This window comes from Amycolatopsis sp. NBC_00348, from assembly GCF_036114655.1.
In the GTDB taxonomy this organism is placed as follows: Bacteria; Actinomycetota; Actinomycetes; order Mycobacteriales; family Pseudonocardiaceae; genus Amycolatopsis.
Genome location: NZ_CP107994.1, coordinates 8,997,727 through 9,018,463 on the forward strand (window position 1 = coordinate 8,997,727; position 20,737 = coordinate 9,018,463).

Annotated in this window: 16 protein-coding genes; 10 read left to right on the forward strand and 6 right to left on the reverse strand. The window is 70.6% G+C overall.

Annotation, left to right across the window (positions count from 1 at the left end; translation table 11 throughout):
* Positions 1–51: 51 nt before the first annotated feature.
* The 10 genes from OHS58_RS40365 to OHS58_RS40410 all read left to right on the forward strand — a co-directional run bounded on the left by OHS58_RS40365 (position 52) and on the right by OHS58_RS40410 (position 14,697).
* Positions 52–1,407 (forward strand): exopolysaccharide biosynthesis protein, encoded by a 1,356-nt coding sequence (locus OHS58_RS40365; protein WP_442875497.1) that lies wholly within the window; start codon positions 52–54, stop codon positions 1,405–1,407.
* The gene (locus OHS58_RS40370; protein ID WP_328645860.1) at positions 1,404–3,248 is read left to right on the forward strand and encodes a Wzz/FepE/Etk N-terminal domain-containing protein; all 1,845 of its coding nucleotides are present in this window, start codon (positions 1,404–1,406) and stop codon (positions 3,246–3,248) included. Before OHS58_RS40365 ends, OHS58_RS40370 begins: the two co-directional genes overlap by 4 nt.
* 36 nt (positions 3,249–3,284) lie before the next feature.
* The gene (gene asnB / locus OHS58_RS40375; protein WP_328645861.1) at positions 3,285–5,204 is read left to right on the forward strand and encodes an asparagine synthase (glutamine-hydrolyzing); all 1,920 of its coding nucleotides are present in this window, start codon (positions 3,285–3,287) and stop codon (positions 5,202–5,204) included.
* Complete coding sequence (locus OHS58_RS40380; RefSeq protein ID WP_247060392.1) at positions 5,201–7,384, forward strand: bi-domain-containing oxidoreductase; 2,184 nt, start codon at positions 5,201–5,203, stop codon at positions 7,382–7,384. Before asnB ends, OHS58_RS40380 begins: the two co-directional genes overlap by 4 nt.
* A complete protein-coding gene (locus OHS58_RS40385) occupies positions 7,381–9,321 on the forward strand; it encodes a heparinase II/III family protein (RefSeq protein WP_328645862.1) in 1,941 nt (646 codons plus the stop codon). The genes OHS58_RS40380 and OHS58_RS40385 overlap by 4 nt, the downstream gene beginning before the upstream one ends.
* A 9-nt stretch (positions 9,322–9,330) precedes the next feature.
* Entirely contained in the window at positions 9,331–10,854 is a 1,524-nt protein-coding gene (locus OHS58_RS40390) for a right-handed parallel beta-helix repeat-containing protein (protein WP_247060394.1), read from the forward strand.
* Between the two features lies 1 nt (position 10,855).
* A complete protein-coding gene (locus tag OHS58_RS40395; protein WP_442788254.1) occupies positions 10,856–12,127 on the forward strand; it encodes an O-antigen ligase domain-containing protein in 1,272 nt (423 codons plus the stop codon).
* Complete coding sequence (locus OHS58_RS40400; protein ID WP_328645863.1) at positions 12,124–13,299, forward strand: glycosyltransferase; 1,176 nt, start codon at positions 12,124–12,126, stop codon at positions 13,297–13,299. Before OHS58_RS40395 ends, OHS58_RS40400 begins: the two co-directional genes overlap by 4 nt.
* Positions 13,296–13,943: a phosphatase PAP2 family protein gene (locus OHS58_RS40405; RefSeq protein ID WP_326956127.1), complete on the forward strand. Its 648-nt coding sequence runs from the start codon at positions 13,296–13,298 to the stop codon at positions 13,941–13,943. Before OHS58_RS40400 ends, OHS58_RS40405 begins: the two co-directional genes overlap by 4 nt.
* Positions 13,944–14,082: 139 nt before the next feature.
* Positions 14,083–14,697 (forward strand): maleylpyruvate isomerase family mycothiol-dependent enzyme, encoded by a 615-nt coding sequence (locus OHS58_RS40410; protein ID WP_328645864.1) that lies wholly within the window; start codon positions 14,083–14,085, stop codon positions 14,695–14,697.
* Here the strand turns inward: OHS58_RS40410 and OHS58_RS40415 are convergent.
* The 6 genes from OHS58_RS40415 to OHS58_RS40440 all read right to left on the reverse strand — a co-directional run bounded on the left by OHS58_RS40415 (position 14,684) and on the right by OHS58_RS40440 (position 20,736).
* Positions 14,684–14,929, reverse strand: coding sequence for a hypothetical protein (locus tag OHS58_RS40415; RefSeq protein ID WP_328645865.1), 246 nt, complete (start codon positions 14,927–14,929; stop codon positions 14,684–14,686). The two genes, OHS58_RS40410 and OHS58_RS40415, sit on opposite strands and share 14 nt — an antisense overlap.
* Positions 14,930–15,093: 164 nt before the next feature.
* Entirely contained in the window at positions 15,094–16,575 is a 1,482-nt protein-coding gene (locus OHS58_RS40420; RefSeq protein ID WP_328645866.1) for a right-handed parallel beta-helix repeat-containing protein, read from the reverse strand.
* Positions 16,576–16,743: 168 nt separating this feature from the next.
* On the reverse strand, positions 16,744–18,060 hold the full coding sequence (locus OHS58_RS40425; RefSeq protein ID WP_328645867.1) for a glutamate-1-semialdehyde 2,1-aminomutase: 1,317 nt from the start codon (positions 18,058–18,060) through the stop codon (positions 16,744–16,746).
* 5 nt (positions 18,061–18,065) lie between these two features.
* Complete coding sequence (locus OHS58_RS40430; RefSeq protein WP_247060404.1) at positions 18,066–18,614, reverse strand: dTDP-4-dehydrorhamnose 3,5-epimerase family protein; 549 nt, start codon at positions 18,612–18,614, stop codon at positions 18,066–18,068.
* A complete protein-coding gene (locus tag OHS58_RS40435) occupies positions 18,611–19,795 on the reverse strand; it encodes a polysaccharide pyruvyl transferase family protein (RefSeq protein ID WP_328645868.1) in 1,185 nt (394 codons plus the stop codon). The genes OHS58_RS40430 and OHS58_RS40435 overlap by 4 nt, the downstream gene beginning before the upstream one ends.
* Positions 19,792–20,736, reverse strand: coding sequence for a glycosyltransferase family 2 protein (locus OHS58_RS40440; RefSeq protein ID WP_247060408.1), 945 nt, complete (start codon positions 20,734–20,736; stop codon positions 19,792–19,794). The genes OHS58_RS40435 and OHS58_RS40440 overlap by 4 nt, the downstream gene beginning before the upstream one ends.
* Position 20,737 lies beyond the last annotated feature (1 nt).

Genomic DNA, 20,737 nt, shown 5'->3' on the forward strand with positions numbered 1-20,737 from the left:
ATCGGGTAACCGGCCGATTCACTGAAGCCGTTCGGCGTACTCGCCCCAGGAATGGAGATCCCGCCGGTGACTGACGACACGGTGCGCCTGAGCCTGATCGGGCAGGTTCTCCGCCGGCGCTGGCGGCTGCTGGTCGCCCTCGCCGTCCTCGGAGCGGCGGTGGGCGCCGGCGCCTCCGTCCTCTTCTCGCCCGGGTACCAGACCTCGTCCAGCGTCCTGCTGCAAGGACCGCGCCAAGCGGACGAGCTGCTCACCCAGGCCGAGGTCGCGACCAGCTCGGTCGTGCTCGACCGCGCCGCCGCGCAGCTGCAGTGGCACCCGACCGGCGCCGACCTGAAGAAGCAGGTCACGGCGTCGGTGGCGAATGGCAACGTCGTCACGATCACCGTCTCGGCGGACACCGCCGAGCACACCCAGCAGCTCGCCGACCAGGTCGCGCAGCAGTTCGTCAAGTACTCCGGGCAGCTGGCGAGCAACTCGGCGGACGCCTCGGTGCAGCTGGCCCAGGAGCAGCGCGAGACGCTGCGCCAGCAGGTCCAGCTGACCACGCAGAAGATCAGCGACCTCGCCAAGACCGTCGGCGGGGACCTGACCGTGGAAAGCGTCCAGGTCCGCACGCAGCTCGAAGGCCTGCGGACGTCGCTGGAGCAGGCGATCAACGACCTGAACCAGGCCGACCTCGCGACCGGCGTCGGCAACACCGTGGTGCTCGGTCCGTCCGAGCGCCCGGCCGGCCCGGCCGCCCCGACGATGACGCAGCTGGCCGCCGGTGGCGCGGTGCTGTTCTTCCTCGTCGGCGTCTTCGGCCACCTCTTCACCGCTCGCGCCGACCGGCGGCTGCGGGGTGAGCCGGAGATCGCGTCCGCGCTCGGCTCGCCGATCCTCGCCGGCGTCGACGTCCCGACGCCGGAGGGCGACCGCCTCCCGGCGACCGGCCTGTACGGCAAGGTGCGGCGCCTGCTCGGCGGCGACCGGCCGTGGGTGCTGCCGCCGGTGGCGACCTCGGCCGACGACGTCAACCGCGACATCCGGTACCGCCGGGTGCTCGCCAGGCTGGCCACCGGCCCCGCCGACATCCTGCTGCTGATCGCCGACGACGACGAGACGGCCCGGCTGGCCGCGACGCAGCTGGCCACGCTGGCCGACCGGATGTCGCTGCCGCTGCGCATCCAAGAGGTCAGCCCCGGCCGCCCGACCGTCCCGGACGCCGGTGGGAGCTCCGGGGTGCTGGTCGTGCTCAGCACCGCCAGCCGCACCGCGTGGGAGCTCGTCTCGCTCGCCGAGGCCTGCTCGGAAGCCGGGCGGGAGATCGTCGGCGCGGTCCTCACCCATCCCGTCCGGCCGCGTGAGCCGGTCGCCGAACCCGTGGCGGAAGCCCCCGAGAAAGCCTTGGCAGGTTCGGCGTGACGACTACAAGCGAAACTCCGGCTGCTCCGCTCGTCGATCTCCAGCGGCTGTTCGTCACCATCCGCCGTCGCAAGCGGCTCTGGCTGGCCACGGCGCTGCTCGGGCTGATCGCCGGGGCCCTGGTCGCGATCCTGCTGCCGGCCCCGCCGACCGCCGTCGCCAAGGTGATCGTGGTCCACCAGGACGACTCGCCGACCGACAGCGGCACGCTGATGCGCACCGACGTCGCGGTGCTGTCGACGACCCAGATCGCCGAAGGCGCGCTGAAGAAGCTCAACAGCACCGAATCGTCCGAAGAGTTCATGAAGAACTACTCGGGCCTGCCCGTGACGAACAACGTCATGCAGATCACCGTCAAGGCCAAGAGCGACGGCGAGGCCGTCGCGCAGGCGCAGGCGCTGGCCGACACGTTCATCGCCGACCACGTCGAGCGCAGCCAGGCCGCCGCGGCCGCGCAGTCGAAGGCCATCCTCGACCAGCGCAAGAACGCCCAGGACGAGCTGACGAAGGTCGACGCGCAGATCGCCGACGAGACCGGCAAGGGCCGCAACGCGAACGCCAGCACGCTCGAAGGCCTCTACGGCCGCCGCGCCGCGCTCGCGTCGCAGGTTTCGGACTTCGACTCCCGCGCCCAGCAGGCCGGCATCGGCAGCCCGCAGGTCGCGGCCGGTACCCAGATCGTCGACGCGCCCCGCGCGCTGCCCAAGGCGTTCCTCAAGACGACGGCGACCAACGCCGGCATCGGGTTCGCGCTGGGCCTGGCGCTCGGGATCGCGTTCGCCGCCGTCGGCGCGGTCTCGCGCGACCGGCCGGTGCTGCGCCGCGAGATCTCGACGCACCTCGGCGCGTCCGTGATCGCGCAGCTGCCGTCGAAGCGCCGCGGGCCGTCCCGGCTGTGGCGCCGCTCCCGGGCCGTCTCCGAACGCCGTCGCGTCGCCACGACGCTGGTCCGCGCGATCCAGAAGGACATCACCGAGGTGTCGCTGCTGGAGCTCGGCGCGCCGAGCATCACGGCCGCGCTCGCCCTCGACGTCGCCGAGCAACTCGGCGAGGACGGCCGCGCGAGCGTCGTCGACGACCTGCCGGGCGAGGACGTCCGGAAGCTGGCGGCCGAGACCCAGAGCGAGGTCGTCGTCCTGGGCGTCGGCGACCCCGACGCCGAGCCGGGCGAACGCCGCGTCGGCGTTGGCACCATCTCGCCGGGCACCGCGTGGACCGACCTGGAGCACCTCGGCGCGGAGACCGTGCTGGTCGTCAAGGCCGGGCACGCGAACACGCTGTGGCTGCACACGATCGCGCGGCAGCTGGCCGACCAGGAGATCTCGATCCTCGGCGTGGTGCTGGTCGACCCGGACCCGCGCGACAAGTCGGACGGGACGCTGTGGGACGGCCTGCACACCGCGTTGCGCGGCCGCGCCGGGCTGACGCCCGCGGCACCGAAGGTCGCCGACGTCGAGCGCGAGGACCGCATCGACGAGCTGGCCGCCCGGGTCGCTGAGCGCGTCGCGCTGGTGGATCCGCCGACGCGCAAGTTCGCGCCGGTCCGGCCGATGGTCCCGCAGGTCGCCAAGCCGCTGCCGCCCAAGGCGCCGAAGCCGGATCCGAAGCTCCCGGAACCGGGCAAGGTCAGCGTTCCGCACGCGGACGCGCCGACGAAGAAGTTCGCCCCGGTCAAGCCGAAGCGGCCGACGCCGTTCAAGCGCGACCACGGCGAGCCGACACACCAAGGCGAACTGAACGCCGAGCTCGAGTCCGAAAAGAGCGCTGTGACAAGCGGGGCTTCGCCCCGGACCGGGGGCTTCGCCACCCAGACCCCCGAAAAGAGCGCCGAGGTCTCCTGACCTCGGCGCGCCGCGACGAAGGGGAACCCACTCGAGATGTGCGGCATCGCAGGCACCTACCTCTGGCCGGACGGCGGACCGCTGACCGACCGGCTGACGAAGACGCTGGCCCACCGCGGGCCGGACGGCTCCGGCCGCTACGACCACGTCGTCGGCGGCACCGGCGCCGGTGAAGTCCACTTGGGACACCGGCGGCTCTCGATCGTCGACCTGACCGAGACCGGCGCCCAGCCGATGGTCCTCGACGGCCTCGCGCTGAGCTACAACGGCGAGCTGTACAACGCGCCCGAGCTGCGCGCCGAGCTGACGGCCGCCGGCGTGCGCTTCCGCGGCACGTCCGACACCGAGGTGCTGCTGCAGGCGTGGCGGCGCTGGGGCACCGACTGCCTGCCGAAGCTGCGCGGGATGTTCGCCTTCGCGATGTTCGAAGAGGGCACCGGCGAGCTGTTCCTGGTCCGCGACCAGCTGGGCATCAAGCCGCTGTTCTTCGTGCACCGGGCCGGCGGCGTCGCCTTCGCCTCCGAGCTGAAGGCGCTGGCCGGCGAGCTGGGCGGATCGCTGCCGATCGACAACGCCGCGCTGGTCGCGTCGCTGCTCTACTACTGGGTGCCGGACAGCCGTTGCGCTTACGAAGGCGCGGAGAAGCTGCAGCCGGGCACGTGGCTGCGCTGCCGCCCGGACGGCCGGGTCGACCGCGGCCGCTTCTGGTCGCTGCGCGAGGTCGCCGAAGAGGGCGCGGCCTTCGAGGGCGAGGTCGACCTGCACGAGGTGATCGCCGAGTCGACCGCCAAGCACCTGCTCTCGGACGTCCCGGTCGCGACGTTCCTCTCGGGTGGGCTGGACTCCAGCTACCTGACGGCGCTGGCCGCGCGGTCGCAGCCGGGGATCTCGGCCTACACCATCGGGTTCCGCGCCGAGGACGCCAAGTTCGAGGCGATGCCGGACGACTTGAAGTACGCCCGGATCGTGGCCAAGCAGTTCGGCGTCGACCTGCACGAGATCGAGATCGCGCCGCAGGTGCTCGACCTGCTGCCGAAGATGACCTACCACCTCGACGAGCCGATCGGGGACCCGGCGGCGATCAACTCGTTCCTGATCTGCTCGGCCGCGCGCGACGCCGGCGTCAAGGTGATGCTGTCCGGCATGGGCGCCGACGAGCTGTTCGCCGGCTACCGCAAGCACCTCGCGAACCTGATCGCGTTGCGCTACCACAAGGTTCCGGGCGCGGTCCGGCGTCCGGTGGAGTCCCTGGTGGACCGGCTGCCGGTGGCCTCGGCCAAGCGCGGCTACCGCTCGGTGCGGTTCGCGAAGCGGTTCCTGTCGTTCGCGGGCCTGCCCGAGGAGACGGCGTTCCGGCGCAGCTACACGATGTACGACCAGGCCGAGCTGCTCGGGTTGCTCAACCCGGACCTCGCGCCGACGGTCGACGACGTCCTCACCGAGCACGCCGACACGTACAACGACCAGTCGCTCGACGACTTCGTCAACCGGATGTGTCTGGCCGACTCGCGGATGTTCCTGCCCGGCCTGAACCTGACCTACACCGACCGCTCGACGATGGCGGCGTCCACCGAGGTGCGGACGCCGTTCGTCGACGTCGAGGTCGTCCGCGCGGCGTTCCGGACCCCCGGTAACAAGAAGATCGTCGGCCGCGCCGGCAAGGTGGCCCTCAAGAACGCGGCGCTCAACATCCTGCCCAGCGAGATCGTGCACCGGCCGAAAGGCCTGTTCAGCGCGCCGCTGCGGGCCTGGATGAGCCGCGATCTCGCGCCGCTGGTGCGCGAAGTCGTCAACGAGGGCGTGCTCGTCGAATCCGGTTTCCTGCAGCGCGAAGCACTGCAGCGGATGGTCGCCGAGGACGCCGCCGGCCAGCAGGACCGCAGCAAGCACCTTTGGCACATCTTGACCCTTGAGTACTGGTACCGGAACGCGATGTCGGGAGCGGGAGCGAAGTGAAGCAGGTCGTCCAGAACTACAAGAGCGGTGAACTGGCACTGCTGGAAGTGCCCGAGCCCGCGTGCAAGGCCGGCGGGGTGCTCGTCCGCACGGTGTACTCCCTGATCTCGACCGGCACCGAGATGATGAAGGTCTCCGAGGCGAGCCTGTCCCTGGTGGGCAAAGCGCGGGCTCGGCCGGACCAGGTCGCGAAGGTCGTCCAGAGCGTGGCGACCAACGGCCTCTCGGCGACCTACCGCAAGGTGACGTCCAAACTGGACTCATACACGCCCCTCGGTTACTCGTTGTGCGGCATCGTCGAGCAGGTCGGCGACGGCATCACGGACGTCGCGGTCGGCGACCTCGTGGCCTGCGCGGGCAACGAGCACGCGCTGCACGCCGAGCTGAACTGGGTGCCGAAGAACCTCTACTCGCGCGTGCCGGCCGGGGTCGACCCGCGGCACGCGGCGTTCGGCACCGTCGGCTCGATCGCGATGCAGGGTGTGCGCCGCGGCGAGCCGCAGATCGGCGACGTCGCCCTGGTCATCGGGCTCGGCCTGATCGGCCAGCTCGTGGTGCAGCTGCTGGTGTCGTCCGGCGTGCGCGTCTTCGGCGTCGATCCCGACCCGGAGCGCTGCAAGCTCGCCGAGAGCCTCGGCGCGCTGGTGTGCAGCCACCCGGGTTCCGGCGTGGTGGACACCGCCGTCGACGAGCTGACGCACGGCGCGGGCGTCGACCAGACGTACCTCGCCGCGGGCGGCAACACGAACGACCCGGTGGAGCTGGCCGCGAAGCTGTCGCGCGACCGCGGCCGCGTGATCGACATCGGCAAGTGCAAGCTCGACCTGCCGTGGAACGCCTACTACGAGAAGGAACTGGACGTCCGGTTCTCCCGCTCGTACGGCCCCGGCCGCTACGACCCGTCGTACGAGCTCGAAGGCCGGGACTACCCGATCGGCCAGGTCCGCTGGACCGAGCGCCGCAACCTCGAGTGCGTCATCGACCTGATCGACCGCGACCGCCTCGACGTCGAGCCGCTGATCACGCACGTCTCGGACTTCTCCGAGGCCGTCGAGACGTACAAGTCGCTCAACGACGGTGAGCTCAAGGCCGTCGCGGTGCTGTTCCGCTACCCGGACGCGGTCGCGAAGACCGAGCCGGTCGTGACGTCCGCGCGGATCGGGCTGGTCGAGCACAAGGCCGCGCCGAAGCCCGCTGGGCAGCCGGTGCGCCTCGGCTTCGTCGGGGCCGGCAACTACGCGTCGTCGATGCTGCTGCCGCACCTCGTCGAGCGCGACGACGTCGAGCTCAAGCACGTCGCGACGACGTCGGCGCTGTCCGGCGCCAACGCGCGGCGCAAGTTCGGCTTCGCCGAGGCGTCCACCGACATCGACAACGTGCTCGGTGACGACTCGATCGACGCCGTCTTCGTCGTCACCCGCCACAGTTCGCACGCCGAGCTGACCCGCCAGGCGCTGCTCGCGGGCAAGACGGTGTTCGTCGAGAAGCCCCTGGCGCTGACGGAAACCGAGCTGCAGAAGGTGCTCGACGCGATCGAGGAGTCCGGCAACGACCGGCTGCAGGTCGGCTTCAACCGCCGGTTCGCGCCGCTGCTGCACGAAGCCCGCGGCCAGTTCGGCCCGCGCGTCGGCCCGGCGACGGTCCGCTACCTGGTCAACGCCGGCCGCCTCGACCACGGCAGCTGGTACAACCAGACCGCCACCGAGGGCTCCCGGTTCGCCGGTGAAGGCGGGCACTTCATCGACACCGTGAGCTGGCTGCTCGACGCCGACCCGGTCTCGGTGTACGCGACCGGTGGCACGGACCTGCAGATCACCCTCGGCTACGGGGACGGTTCCACCGCGGTCATCACCTACGCCGAAAGCGGTTCGTCGGGCTTCCCGAAGGAGACGCTCGACGTCACCGCCGACGGCAAGGTCCTGAAGTTCGACGACTTCGTCCGCGCGTCGGTGTTCTCCCGCAAGAAGTGGGCGAGCTCGCGGCTCCCGAAGGGCCGCGACAAGGGCCAGGCCGCCGAGGTCGACGCCTTCCTCGAAGCTGTCCGCACCGGTGGCCCGATGCCGATCTCGGTCGCTTCGCTGGCCGCGACGACGTTGGCCACGCTCGCCGCCCAGACCAGCGTCGCGAACTCGGCGCCGGTCCGGATCGAGCTGCCGCGGAAGGCGGGTGCCCCGGCATGATGGGTCCCGGCTGGTACCTCCGCCGGCTGTCCCGGATGGGGCCGGCGGAGGTCGTCGGCCGTGCTCGGCACGCCGTCGTCCAGCGGCAATGGCGGTCCGCGCTGCCCGAGCCGCCCGCGTGGCCGTCACACCCACGGTTCACCGCCCAGCTGCCGGACGGCGTCGTCGGCAAGGTCTCCGGCGAGGCCGTCACGCGGCTGCTGGCCACGGCCGACCACCTGATGGCAGGCCGCGCCGAGTACTTCGGCGTCCTGCGCGACGACATGGTGTCGCCGGACTGGGCTCTCGACCCGAAGACCGGCCGCCGCGCGCCGCTGGACGTCTACGCCTTCGACGTGCCGTACCGGTCGGAGGACGAGGTCGGCGACATCAAGCAGATCTGGGAGCCGTCGCGCCACCAGCACCTCACCGTGCTGGCCGCGGCGTACGCCCTGACCGGCACCGAGACGTACGCCGAGCGCGTCGCCGCGCACCTGCGGTCCTGGTGGGCGGCGAACCCGCCGTTGCGCGGGCCGCACTGGGTGAGCGGCATCGAGCTGGGCATCCGGCTGCTGTCGTGGGTCTGGGTCCGCCGCCTGCTCGACGGCTGGGCGGGCGTCACGGCGTTGTTCGAGGACAACCCGGACTTCCACCTGCAGCTGTGGCACCACCAGAACTGGCTGGCGACCCTGCGCAGCCACGGCTCGTCGGCGAACAACCACGTCATCGCCGAGGACGCCGGCCTGCTGGCCGCGGCGTGCGCGTTCGGCTGGTTCCCGGAGTCGCCGCGCTGGCGAGCCGAGGCGACCCGCTCGCTGGACGTCCAGCTGGGCCGCAACACCTTCGGCTCCGGGCTCAACGCCGAGCTCGCGTCCGAGTACCACGGCCTGGTGCTGGAGCTGGGCCTTGCGGCGGCGCTCGAAGCCGACGCGGCGGGCATCCCGGTGCCGGACTCCACCTGGGACGTCCTGCTCCGGATGACCGACGCCTTGGCGTCCATTGTGGACAACCGGTTCCGGCCGCCCCGGCAGGGCGACGCCGACGACGGCTTCGGCCTGATCGTCGACGGCTCCGAGACCAACCGCTGGGCGTCGCTGCTGGCCACCGGCGAGGTCCTGTTCGGCCGTCTCGACTGGTGGCCGGTGCCGGGTGACGACGTCCGCACACCGCTGCTGACCGCACTCGCCCTCCGGACTCCGCGAGCCACGGGCGTCCGCTCCGGCCGGCGCCCCGCCCACCTGCGGGACGCGGGCATGACGATCCTGCGCTCGGGAAAGGTCTGGGCGCGGTGCGACGGCGGGCCGCACGGTTTCCTGTCGATCGCCGCGCACGCCCACGCCGACGCGCTGTCGGTGGAGGTCCGCCACGACGGCATCGACATCCTCGCCGACCCGGGCACCTTCTGCTACCACGGCGAGCCGCAGTGGCGGTCGTACTTCCGTTCCACGCTCGGCCACAACACCCTCGAACTGGGCGGTCAGGACCAGTCCGTGTCCGGCGGGCCGTTCCTCTGGACCCGGCACGCGGTGACGAAGGTGCTCGGCGTGCACACCCCCGACCACGGCCCGTCCCACTGGTCGGCGGCCCACGACGGCTACGCGCCGGCGGTGCACCGCCGGACGGTCGAGCTCGACGGTGCCGTGCTGAAGATCGTCGACGAGGTGCTCGGCGACACGGGCCCGGCCGCGCGGCTGGCGTTCCACCTGGGCCCGGCCGTCACGGCCACCCTGGACGGGAACGTCGCCCACCTGCGGTGGGAGGGTGACGGCCGGACGTTGGCCCCCGTCCACACCGCGGAGCTGGAACTGCCGGCCGAGCTGACGTGGACGGCCCACCGGGGCGAGCTCGACCCGCCGCTCGGCTGGTACTCGGCGGGCTTCGGCCGCAAGGAACCTTCGACCACCCTGGTCGGCTCCGGCACTCCCGGACACTCGATCACCCTGCTCCGCTTCAGTTAGGACCCGCCCGTGACAGCCCGCCGCTCCCGACTCCGCCGTGCCGCTCCGCTGCTCGGCGTGCTGCTCACGCTCGCGGCGTGCTCCAGCAGCCCCGACACCGGCGGCCCGGCCCAGGCGACCTCGGCCCCCAGCGGGTCGGTCGCGGCGGTCTGCGACAAGGAGCCGGCCGGCCCGACGGCGGCGCCGGCCGGTGCGGTGATCGTCGACCCGGCGGTCCCGAACGACCTCGCCGTGAAGACGCGCGCGGCCGGCCCGGGCACGACGTTCTGGCTCAAGCCGGGCAAGCACATCCTCGGCGACGACAAGTACGACCAGGTCTCGCCGAAGGACGGCGACGTCTACATCGGCGCGCCCGGCGCGATCCTCGACGGCCGGAAGATCAACCAGTACGCGTTCACCGGGCACGGGAACAACGTCAAGCTCACCTACCTGACCGTGCAGGGCTTCGCCGCGCCCCGCGACGAAGGGGTCGTCAACCACGACTCGGGCGACGGCTGGCAGATCGAGCACTCCACGATCCAGGACAACGACGGCGCCGGGCTGATGGCGGGCGCGCGCCAGCAGGTGCGCGGCAACTGCCTGCGCCGCAACGGCCAGTACGGGATCAACGCCTTCTCCGGCAGCACCCCGATCACCGCGCTGGTCGTCGAGGGCAACGAGATCGCCGGCAACAACACGGGCGACTGGGAAACGAAGATCGACGGCTGCGGCTGCACCGGCGGCGTCAAGTTCTGGGACGTCAACGGCGCCGACGTCCGCGGCAACTGGGTGCACGACAACCACGGCACCGGGCTGTGGGCGGACACCAACAACAACGACTTCCTCATCGAGGGCAACCTCATCGAGAACAACGACAGCGCCGCGATCATCTACGAGATCAGCTACAACGCGATCATCCGCGACAACACGATCCGGAAGAACAACTGGGTCGACGGCCGCAGGTACGCCGACAAGGGCGACAACTTCCCGACGCCGGCGATCTACATCTCCGAGTCCGGCGGCGAGCCGCGGATCAAGGCGCGGACCGCGAAGATCGAGATCTCCCGCAACTTCCTGGAGAACAACTGGTCCGGGATCACGTTGTGGGAGAACGCCGACCGGTACTGCAACAGCCCGGCCAACACCTCGTCCGGTGACTGCACCCGCCTCGTGCCGAACGTGAAGACGTGCGCGGCGCCGGCGATCACCACCGAGCCGCTGCTGAGCGACTGCCGCTGGAAGACCCAGCACGTCGACATCCACGACAACAAGTTCGTCCTGGACCCGGCCGTGGTCGGCTGCCAGGCCTCGTGCGGCCGGATGGCGCTGCTGTCGAACTTCGGCACCTACCCGGACTGGTCGCCCTACAAGAACGACGTCGTCCAGGAAGCGATCACGTACAAGCAGGACAACCGCTGGCACGACAACAGCTACGCCGGGCCGTGGACGTTCATCCCGTACACCACCGACCGCGTCATCGAGATCGGCGAGTGGCAGGGCTCGCCGTACTCGCAGGACTCCGGAAGCACCTTCACCGCGCAGGGCGGGGGCTGACATGGCGACACAAACCCGAACGACGGCGAGGATCCGCGGCGAAGCCACGGTCGAGCCCGCGTCGTCGACGCCGAAGTGGGCGGCTCTGGCGTGGGCGCTGCTGATCATCAACACGCTCGGCTCGACCGGCGCGAAGACGGTCATCCCGCTGCCGCGGTCGGTCAGCCAGCTGGTCACGATGGGCTCGCTGATGACGGCCTTCGTGATCGCGCTGGCCCTGAACAAGCACCTGCGGATCCGGCCGAGCGCGTACCTGCTGCTGCTGACATTGCTGCTGCTGTCCAGCATCCTGGCCAGCGCCGACCTGAAGGAAGGCGCGGGCGCGCTCTTCCGGTGCTTCCGGCTCACGGTCTTCCTCTCCACGCTCTGGTTGCTCACCCGCTGGTGGGACGGCGGGTTCGGGTTGGTCCGGTCCCACATCCGGACGTACGGGATCGTGCTCGCGTCGGTCGCGGTGGGCCTGGTCGTCTCGCCGGGCAACGCGATGCCCGAGGAGTACGGCGGCCGGCTGTCCGGCGCGATCTGGCCGCTCACGCCGCCGCAGATCGGCCAGTACGCGGCGGTCATCTCCGGCCTGACGCTCCTGCTCTGGTTCGGCCGCCGCACGACCTGGCGCAGTGCTCTGATCATCGTGGTGCCGGCCCTCGCGCTGCTGCTGCTCACGCACACCCGCACGGCGACACTCGGCCTGCTTGCCGGGCTCCTGGTGGCCTTCCTGTCGATGGCGCTGACCAGCGCCCGCGCCCGCAAGGTGTTCGCGTGGACGGCCGGTATCGGCGGTGTCGGCGGTCTCGTGCTGGCCGGCGCGCTGCAGGCGTGGTTCCTCCGCGGGCAGAGCGCGGACAACTTCTCCAGCCTGACCGGCCGCGCGAAGGTCTGGGACGCGTTGCTGGAGGCTCCGCGGACGACGTCGGAGTACATCTTCGGCGTCGGCTTGACGGACAAGTCCTACGACGGCCTCCCCATCGACAACAGCTGGCTGGCGATCTACCACGAGCAGGGGTTCGTCGGGATCGCGCTGGTCGCGGGCTTCCTCCTCACGTTGGTCGTGGTGGCCGTGCTGCGGCCGCCGTCCCTGGCTCGCGCGTGCGCGATCTTCCTGATCACCTACTGCATTTCGGCCTCCTACACCGAGGCCGGCCTCGGCGACGCGTCGCCGTACCTGCTCCACCTGGCCCTGGCCGCGTCGCTGCTGGTCCGCGGGGTGCCGCAGTCCGACGAAGAAGCATTCATCCCGGCGAAGGGGGCAAGCGTGCGAGGTGCAGCCGCGTGAAGGTGCTCGTGGTCCACAACCGGTACCGGTCCGAGCAGCCGAGCGGTGAGAACAACGTCGTCGACGCCGAGGTCTCCCTGCTCGCCGAGGGCGGGCACAAGGTGTCGTTGTTCGAGCGCCGCAGCGACGACATCTCGCAGATGCCGTTGCCCCGCAAGGCGACCGTTCCGCTGATGATCCCGTGGAACCCGGCGGTCCGGAAGGAGCTCGCGGCCCGGTTGCGGGCGTCGCGCCCGGACGTCGTGCACATCCACAACACGTTCCCGCTGCTGTCGCCGTCGGTGGTCGCCGCCTGCGCGGACGCGGGCGTGCCCGCCGTCGCGACGCTGCACAACTACACGATGGTCTGCCCGCCGGGCACCCTGCACCGCGACGGCCACATCTGCACCGAGTGCGTCGGCGGCTCACCGCTGCCCGCGGTGAAGCACGGCTGTTACCGCGGATCGAGCGCCGCGACGGTGCCGATGGCGGCCAGCATGATCGCAAACCGCCGCCGGTGGTGGACGAGCGTGTCCCGGTTCTTCTGCATTTCGGCGGCTCAACGTGACCTCCTGGTGTCGGCCGGGATGCCCGGTGAGCGGATGGCGGTGAAGCACAACTTCGTCACCGACCCCGGTGTCCGCCGCACCGGCGACGGAAAGCACGTACTGTTCCTCGGCCGTATCACCGAGGAAAAGGGTGTCGGCCTGCTGATGCGGGCGTGGGACCAGCTCGGCGGCGCCCTGGGCGTGCCGCTGGTCATCGCCGGCACCGGCCCGATGCAGGACGAGGTCGCGACCTGGGCGTCCGGCCGGCCGGACGTCTCGTACGTCGGCCTGCAGAACAAGGCGGAGTGCCGCGCCCTGACCGCCGACGCCGTCGCCGTGGTGGCGCCGTCGACGTGGCTGGAGGCGTTCGGCCTGGTCGTCGTCGAGGCGATGGCGGCCGGCGTGCCGACGGTCGCGGCGGCCCACGGCGCGTTCCCCGAGCTCGTCGAGGACGGCGTGACGGGCCTGTTGCACCAGCCGAACGACGCGGCCTCGCTCGCGGACCGGCTGCGCCAGGTGACCGGCGACCGGAACCAGGAGATGGGGGACGCGGCCCGCGTCCGGTACGAGAAGGACTTCACCCCGGCGGTCGGGCTCGACCGGCTGGTCTCCGGGTACCAGGCCGCGATCGAGGCACACGGGTGAGGGAACTCGTCCGGACGGCACCCGAGGCCCTGCCGGTCGCCTTGCGGGCCCCGCTGGCCATGTCGGGCGCGTTGGCGACGGCGGTGCTCGTCGCGCTCGGCATCCTCCACTTCCACGACTCCGGCCTGACCGGGATCGACGCGGCTGTGCTGCCGTCGCTCGACGGCGTCCGGCCACCCTGGCGGTACGTGGCGCTGGTCTTCGACTTCGGCGGTGAACCGGTCGGGTCGACGATCCTGGTCGCCCTGGTCGCGTTGCTGGGCTTCCTGGCCCACCGGGTCCGGATAGCGGTGCTGACCGTGGTCGGGGTCCTGGCCACCGTCGCGGTGACGACGGTGCTGAAGCCGATCGTCGGCCGCACGATCCACGGCGAGTTTCTGTCCTACCCGAGCGGTCACACGGCCATGGCCACGGCCCTCGCGCTGGTCATCGGCCTGCTGGTGGCCGACCGCCTGCACCTGGGCCGCACGGCGGGGGTGCTGCTCATGCTGGTGCTGGCCGCGGTCGCCGGGATCGCGATGGGCTGGGCCGAAGTGTCCCTGGGCGCGCACTACCCGACGGACGCGATCGGCGGGTTCTGCGCCGCGCTGGCGGTGGTCCCTGCGATGGCGTGGGCGGTGGACCGCGTCGCCGATCGCCTCTGACGACCCAGCGGTCGTCGGCGGGGTGACACTCGCGGCGCCCAGGCGCCGGTCCGGTTGGGTGGCGGTTCTTCGGGCGGACCTGTCGGTCTCGGTCGGGCTTGTTCGTCGGTGGGGTGACCGACTCGCGAAGGAGACCCCGATGATCCAGGACCTGATCGCCGCGGAACGCCGTGAGCTGGCGGCGGTGCTCGATGGCCTGTCGCCGGCCGAATGGGCGACGCCGACGTTGTGCGCGGGCTGGCGCGTGCCGGAGGTGGTCGCCCACCTGACGATGCCGTTCCGCATGTCGACCGGCCGGTTCGCCCGCGAACTGCTGAAGTCCGCCGGGCGCTTCAACCACATGGCCGACCGGGTGGCGCGACGCGACGCGGCCGGGCTGTCGTCCGAGGCGCTCGTCGCCTCGCTGCGCGACAACGCCGAACACCCCTGGCGGCCGCCGGGCGGGGGAGCGGAAGGCGCCCTGAGCCACGACGTGATCCACGGCCTGGACATCACGACCGCCCTGAGCCTCGACCGGAGGGTGCCCCGGGAACGGCTCGAGGTGGTTCTCGACGGTCTCAAGCCGAAGCAGGTGAGGTACTTCGGCGCCGATCTGGCGGGCGTCTCCCTGCGCGCCGACGACCTCGACTGGTCGTACGGCACCGGCTCGCCGCTCACGGGCGCCGCCCAGGATCTCCTGCTGGTGCTCTGCAACCGGCGGCTGCCCTCGGGGCGGCTGCGAGGAGAGCCGAGTTCGCGGTTCACCACGGTCTGAGCTCTCTTCGAAGTCTGTCCATCGTGGACAGCCGCAGTGTTCCGGTTTCTCCGCTGACGAACCAGTCGGGGATGTCATGCCGTTCGAGCACGCATCCCCTGCTGCGCAAGAAAGGGACGAGCAGTTCACCGACGTCGTCGGCGCGCGAGTAGAGGACGCCCATCGCGTCGAACGCGACGACGTCGGTCGCGTCATGGCGGAGGGTTTCGGGAACGGGGCTCGAGGTGGCCATGTCTCCGAAGGTACCGAACACTCGTGCGAACACCATCGCTTGAACGGGTGATTGCGGTGTCCGGAATTCACCACTCGCGACTTTTCCCTTTTCTGCCAAGGGAAATCGTCACCGAAGTCGTGATCGCCGGAGAAAAGTGTCGGAACCCGGTGCCATAGTCGTGATCAGCAGCCGGCGGACCCACCGTCGAACGAAGAACACGCGTCCTGCGAGTACGGGCCCGCCCGCCAGCCCGCAGGGTCGACCGTCCTGGAGGTGTCATGCACGACGAAGGTCCACGGCCCCGCATAGGAGTTGTCGTGCCACCGGTTGTCCTGCTGGAACGTGATCGCTTCCTGGACCACGGTTCCCTTGTAGGGCGACCAGTCCGGGAACGTCCCGTAGTTCGACAGCAGTGCCATCCGCCCGCAGAAGCTCGTGCAGCCCACCCGCCCAGGCTCGAACCGGAAGGTGTTCCCGTGAATCTCGACGTGCTGGGTCTTCCAGCGGCAGTCGTCGTAGGCCGGCGCCTTCGCGATGGTGCCCGCCGAGCACGAAGACGGGGAAGCCACTTTTGTGCAGTAGCCCGAAGACGTGTTCGCCGGGCTGGTGCAGAAGCGGTCGGCGTTCTCCCACAGCGTGATCCCGGACCAGTTGTCGACGAACGTGTTCCCGCTGATGTCGATGGCCGACGTCCGCGCCGGCACCCGGGACTCGCCGCCCGACTCCGACAGGTACACCGTCGCGGCCGGGAAGTTGTCGCCGCGCGAGGCGAACTTGCGGCCCTGCACAAGGCTGTTGCCGCGGAAGGTGTTGCCGCGCAGCACGAGGTTGTAGCTCGTCTCGTAGAACAGCGCCTCGGCGTCGTTGGCCTCGAACAGGTTGTCCTCGACGAGGAAGTCGTTGTTGTTCGTGTCGGCCCACAGGCCGGCGCCGTGGTTGCCGTGGACCCAGTTGCCGCGGACGTCGGCGCCGTTCACGGCCCAGAACTTGGCCCCGCCGCTGCAGCCGCAGCCCGGGACCTTGGTCTCCCAGTCGCCGGTGTTGTTGCCGGTGATCTCGTTGCCCTCCAGCACGAGGCCGGTGATGTGGTCGCCGGCCTGGTAGGCGTTGAGCCCGTACTGGCCGTTGTTCCGCAGGCAGCTGTGCCGCACGACCTGGCCCGCGCCGGCCATCAGGGCGGCGCCGGCGTTGTCTTCGATGGTGGTGTTCTCGATGAGCCAGCCGTCGCCGGAGTCGTGGTTGACCACGCCCTGGTCCTGCAGAGCGGCAAAACCGCGGATGGTGAGGCCCTTGATCCCGACGTCGCGGGCGGGCTGGGTGAACGCCGCGCGGTTGACGCCGCGGCCGTCGACGACCGCGCCGGGCGCGCCGAGGTAGACGTCGCCGTCCTTGGGCGCGACCTGGCCGAACTCGTCGGTGCCGAGGGTGTGGGTGCCGGGCCGGAGCCAGAAGGTGGTGCCCGGCGGGTGCGCCGCCGTCTTGGCCGAGAGGTCTCCGTCGACGCCCGGTTCGACGGAGACCGCCCCGGGCGGCGGTTCCTCGTACGCCGCGGGCTGGTGATCGCACACCGGCCCGGGCCCGTCGGCACCGTTCGCGATCGCCGGGCAAGCCACGGCGATCAAGAGCGAGCAAGCACCGACGAGAAACGCACGAGATCTGCCCATGGCAGGACGCTACGCACGATCGGGCGGGAAAACAGTCACCCTCAAGTGTCCTCATCGGACCCAACGAGTGAAACCGGCTCCCCGGAGCGGGGATCCGGCGGCGTGCTCCGAACCCGCAACCGCCCGGCGCCCGGCGGGAACCGGGCACCAGGCGGCGCGGGGGCCGGGTCAGGCGCGCTTGCGGAAGACCGGCCGCACCGGGCGGCCGCCCATCCACGGCGTGGGGTCGTTGGCGTCGAGCGCCTTGCGGTAGACCGTGCAGGCCTGGGCGACGACGTCGATCGTCTTGTCGATGTCCGCCTCGGTGAGCGCGGCACTGACCACGAAGGACGGGCCGAGCACCCCGCCGCTGATCAGCTCGCGCAGGAACAGCGTCCGGTACGGCTGCGAAGGCTTGCCTTCTTCGTCGAGCGTGCCGAAGACCATGTTGCTGGCCCGGCCGCGGACGACCACGTGGTCCTCGACGCCGATTCCGGCCGCGACGTCGCGGACGCCGGCGGCGAGCCGGTCGCCGAGGGCGTGCATGCGGCCGATGACGTCCTCGTCGCGGTAGACGTCCATCACCGCCATCGCGGCGGCGAGCGAGTGGGTCTCGGCGCCGTGGGTGGTCGAGAGCAGGAACACGCGCTCCCGGTCGGTGCGCAGCCCGCCGATCTCCATCAGTTCCCGCTTGCCGGCGAGTGCGGAGACGGCGAAGCCGTTGCCGAGGGCCTTGCCGAACGTCGAGAGGTCCGGGGTGACGCCGTAGAGGCCCTGCGCGCCGTGGGTGGACCAGCGGAAGCCGGTGATCATCTCGTCGAAGATCAGCACGACGCCGTGGCGCGTGGCGAGCTCCCGCAGGCCCTGCAGGTACCCCGGCGGCGGTTCGGCCGCCGCGGCCGGCTCCAGGATCAGGCACGCGATCTCGCCGTTGTGGCGCTGCAGCAGCTCCTCGGCGGCCTGCAGGTCGCCGTACGGGAAGGACACCGTCTGCTCGGTCGTCTCGTCCGGGATGCCCGCGTTCATCGGCGTCGTGCCGATGAACCAGTCGTCGGTCGAGAAGAACGCGTGGTCGGCGCACTTCGCGACGAGCTTGCGCCCGGTCGCGGCGCGGGCCAGCCGGACCGCGGCCGTGGTGGCGTCGGAGCCGTTCTTGGTGAACTTCACCATGTCGGCCGTCGGCACGTTTTCGAGGAACCGCTCGGCGGCCTCGGCCTCGATGATCGACGGGCGGATGAAGTTGCTGCCCTTGTCCAGTTCGCCGCGGACGGCGTCGAGGACGCGGGGGTGGGCGTGGCCCAGGCTGACCGCTCTCAGTCCGGAGCCGTACTCGATGTACTCGTTGCCGTCGACGTCCCAGACGTGGCCGCCGCGGCCGTGGGAGATGACCGGGGCCATCTCGAAGGGATACTGGTCCGAGCCCTTGGCGTAAGTGTGCGCTCCACCCGGGATGACCCGGTGCAGCCGCTCGTTCGCCGTCGTGGAGCGGGGCAAGTTCGTTCCCATGGGGGTCACCTCGTTGGTTTCAACGCCTCTCCGAGAGACGGCGCACGTTCGTCTCGGTCACTGGCCAGTGTGACTGACAGTGGCCAGGAAATGTCCAATTCAGGGTCTTTGTACGAAATCGTAATGTCTTCGTTCGGATTGTGCGCCCGATCGATACGGTACGAAACGTCCGAGGGATCTGTGAGTGACTGGAATCCGTGCGCGCACCCCGCGGGGATGTACACCGAAACCTGCGTCTCACCGGAAAGTTCGAACGTCTTGATGTTTCGGAATGTCGGGGAATCCGGTCGGAGATCCACGACGACGTCGAAGATCGCGCCGTGCGAACAGCGCACGAGCTTCGACTCGCCGGCCCCGCCGCGCAGGTGCATCCCGCGCACGACTCCCTTGCGGGACCGGGAAAGGCTGTCCTGGGCGAAGCCGTCCGGGTCGATCCCGACCGACGCGACGACCTCGCGGTCGAAGGTGCGGCTGAAGAAGCCGCGCACGTCCACGTGGGGTGCCGGTTCGAACAGGTATACGCCCTCGATTTCGGGCACCGGAATGGCCTTCATCGCCCACCCCCGAAGAGGGCCGCCGAAAGGGCGGCGAACTGGTCCTTGAGCCGTTGCGCGTTCATCTCATTCCGTTCCAGCAGCGTCTGGCGCAGTTCGGCCGAACGGTTCTCCAGCTCGGTGAACTGTTCGACGAGCCGGTCGAAGTCGACGGTCTTCGCCCGCTGGGTGAAACCGCCGAGCCCCATCTCCGCCATGAGGACGTCGTTCTTCGGCGCGTACCCGATCGCCACGGTCGGTTTCGCGACCTTCAGGGCGCAGAGCACGTTGTGGTAGCGCGTCGCCACCACGCGGTCCACCGCGGCCATCTCGTGCATCAGCTCGTCCAGGGTCTCCGCCGAAGCCGCCGTCACCAGCGGGGAAGCGGCCTTCTCGATGATCTCGTCGACGACCTGCCGGTCGATCTGATCGCCGATGAACAGCCGGACGGGTCTGTCCTGGTCAACGAGCCAGCCGACAAAACGGTTCATCGTGTCGACGTAGTGGCGGTAGATCCGGTCGGCGTCGGCGCGGTCGTCGTTGCCGCCGTAGTAGGCCATCACGCCGACACCGACGGTGCCCGGCTCGCCGGCGTCGTCCGGGGTGGGGAGGGAGAACGCGAGGTCGGGGTAGACCTGGTCACGGCTGGTGTCGACGCCCATGGCGCGCATCGCGTCGCGGGAGATGTCGTCGCGGTAGGAGCGGTAGGTGGCCAGGCGGCCGACCCAGCGGACCAGCGTCCGCGTCGCCCGCGCGCTGATCTCGTTGGCGCCGACCGAGACCAGCGCGACCTTCGTCCCGAAGAGCCGGCCCGTGGCCGAGAGGAGGAACAGCGAATACGGAAAACCCCAGGGACGCAACGGAAGCGTCGCTTCGAGGACACCCATGCCCGGCACGATGACGACGTCCTGCTTGCGGACCCAGGCGGCCGTGCGGCCGATGTCGACGAGCTTGCCCAGGCCCTTCAGGACGATCGATCGGAGGCCGGACGCCGTCTCGTACTCGGACTGGTTCCAGTGCAGGGGCGTGGTGTCGAGCCCGTACCGCTCGCGGACGATCTCCGGACCGCCCACCAGGGCGCCCAGCACGGCGTCCGGGTACTCGGCGCGCAGGTAGCCGAGCACGGCTTCGAGGGAACCGTCGTTGCCGAGGTTCCCCGAGCCGAGCAGGCCGAACACGCCGACGCGAGGGGCACGCTTCACGCGAGCCTGCCTTCCCGGCCGGCCACGATCTCGTTGACCGTGGCGACGTCGGAGGCGGTCGGCGCGCGGTCCTCGACGCGCTCGCCGTGGCCGGAGCGCGCGCGGTCGGTCAGCCAGCTGCCGAGGTGCCGGAAGCACTCGCGCTTGTCGGCGCCCGAGATCGGGGAGCGCCGGATCAGGTCGGCGAACCCGACGATGTACTCGCCGACCAGGCGGACGGTGGGGTTCCGGAGCCGGTCCGCGCGCCGCGGGTCGAGGTTGGCGCACCGGCTCCGGATGGTCGGGTTGGCCCGCTCCGCGCGGCCCGGGTGGTCGCGGCGGAAGTAGAGCAGCTCGGGCACCTGGTAGAACGGCCCGTGCAGCGCCATCTCGGCCGAGTACGTGCGGTCGGCGTGGTGGTAGCTGTCGAGCGGCTTGACGCGGCGGAGGACGTCGGCGCGGATGACGCCGTAGAAGTCGTCGCCGCCGGGCTCGAACAGGATGCTGCGGAAGCGGTCCGGGGCGTGCCGGGAGCCGGTGTTCAGGGTGTACTCGAGCGGCTGGACGATGCGGCCGTCGCCGTCGATGATGGCCTGGTCGCAGTGGGCGAGGATGACGTCCGGGCGCTCGTCGAGCGCCTCGATGCAGCGCTTGAGGAGGTCGCGCGCGTAGAGATCGTCGTGGGAGACCCACTTGAACAGCTCGGTGCGGGAGACGTCGAACACGAAGTTGTGGTTCGGTGTCGCGCCGATGTTCTTCGGCTGGCGGACGTAGCGGATCCGCGAGTCCTTCTCGGCGTAGCGGCGGCAGATCTCGTCGGTCGCGTCGGTGGACGCGTTGTCCGAGATGATCAGCTCGTAGTCCTCGTAGGTCTGGCCGAGCAGCGCGTCCAGTGACTCGGCGAGGTACTCCTCGCCGTTGTACACCGGGAGGCCGAGGCTCAGCCGCGGGACGGTGGTCATG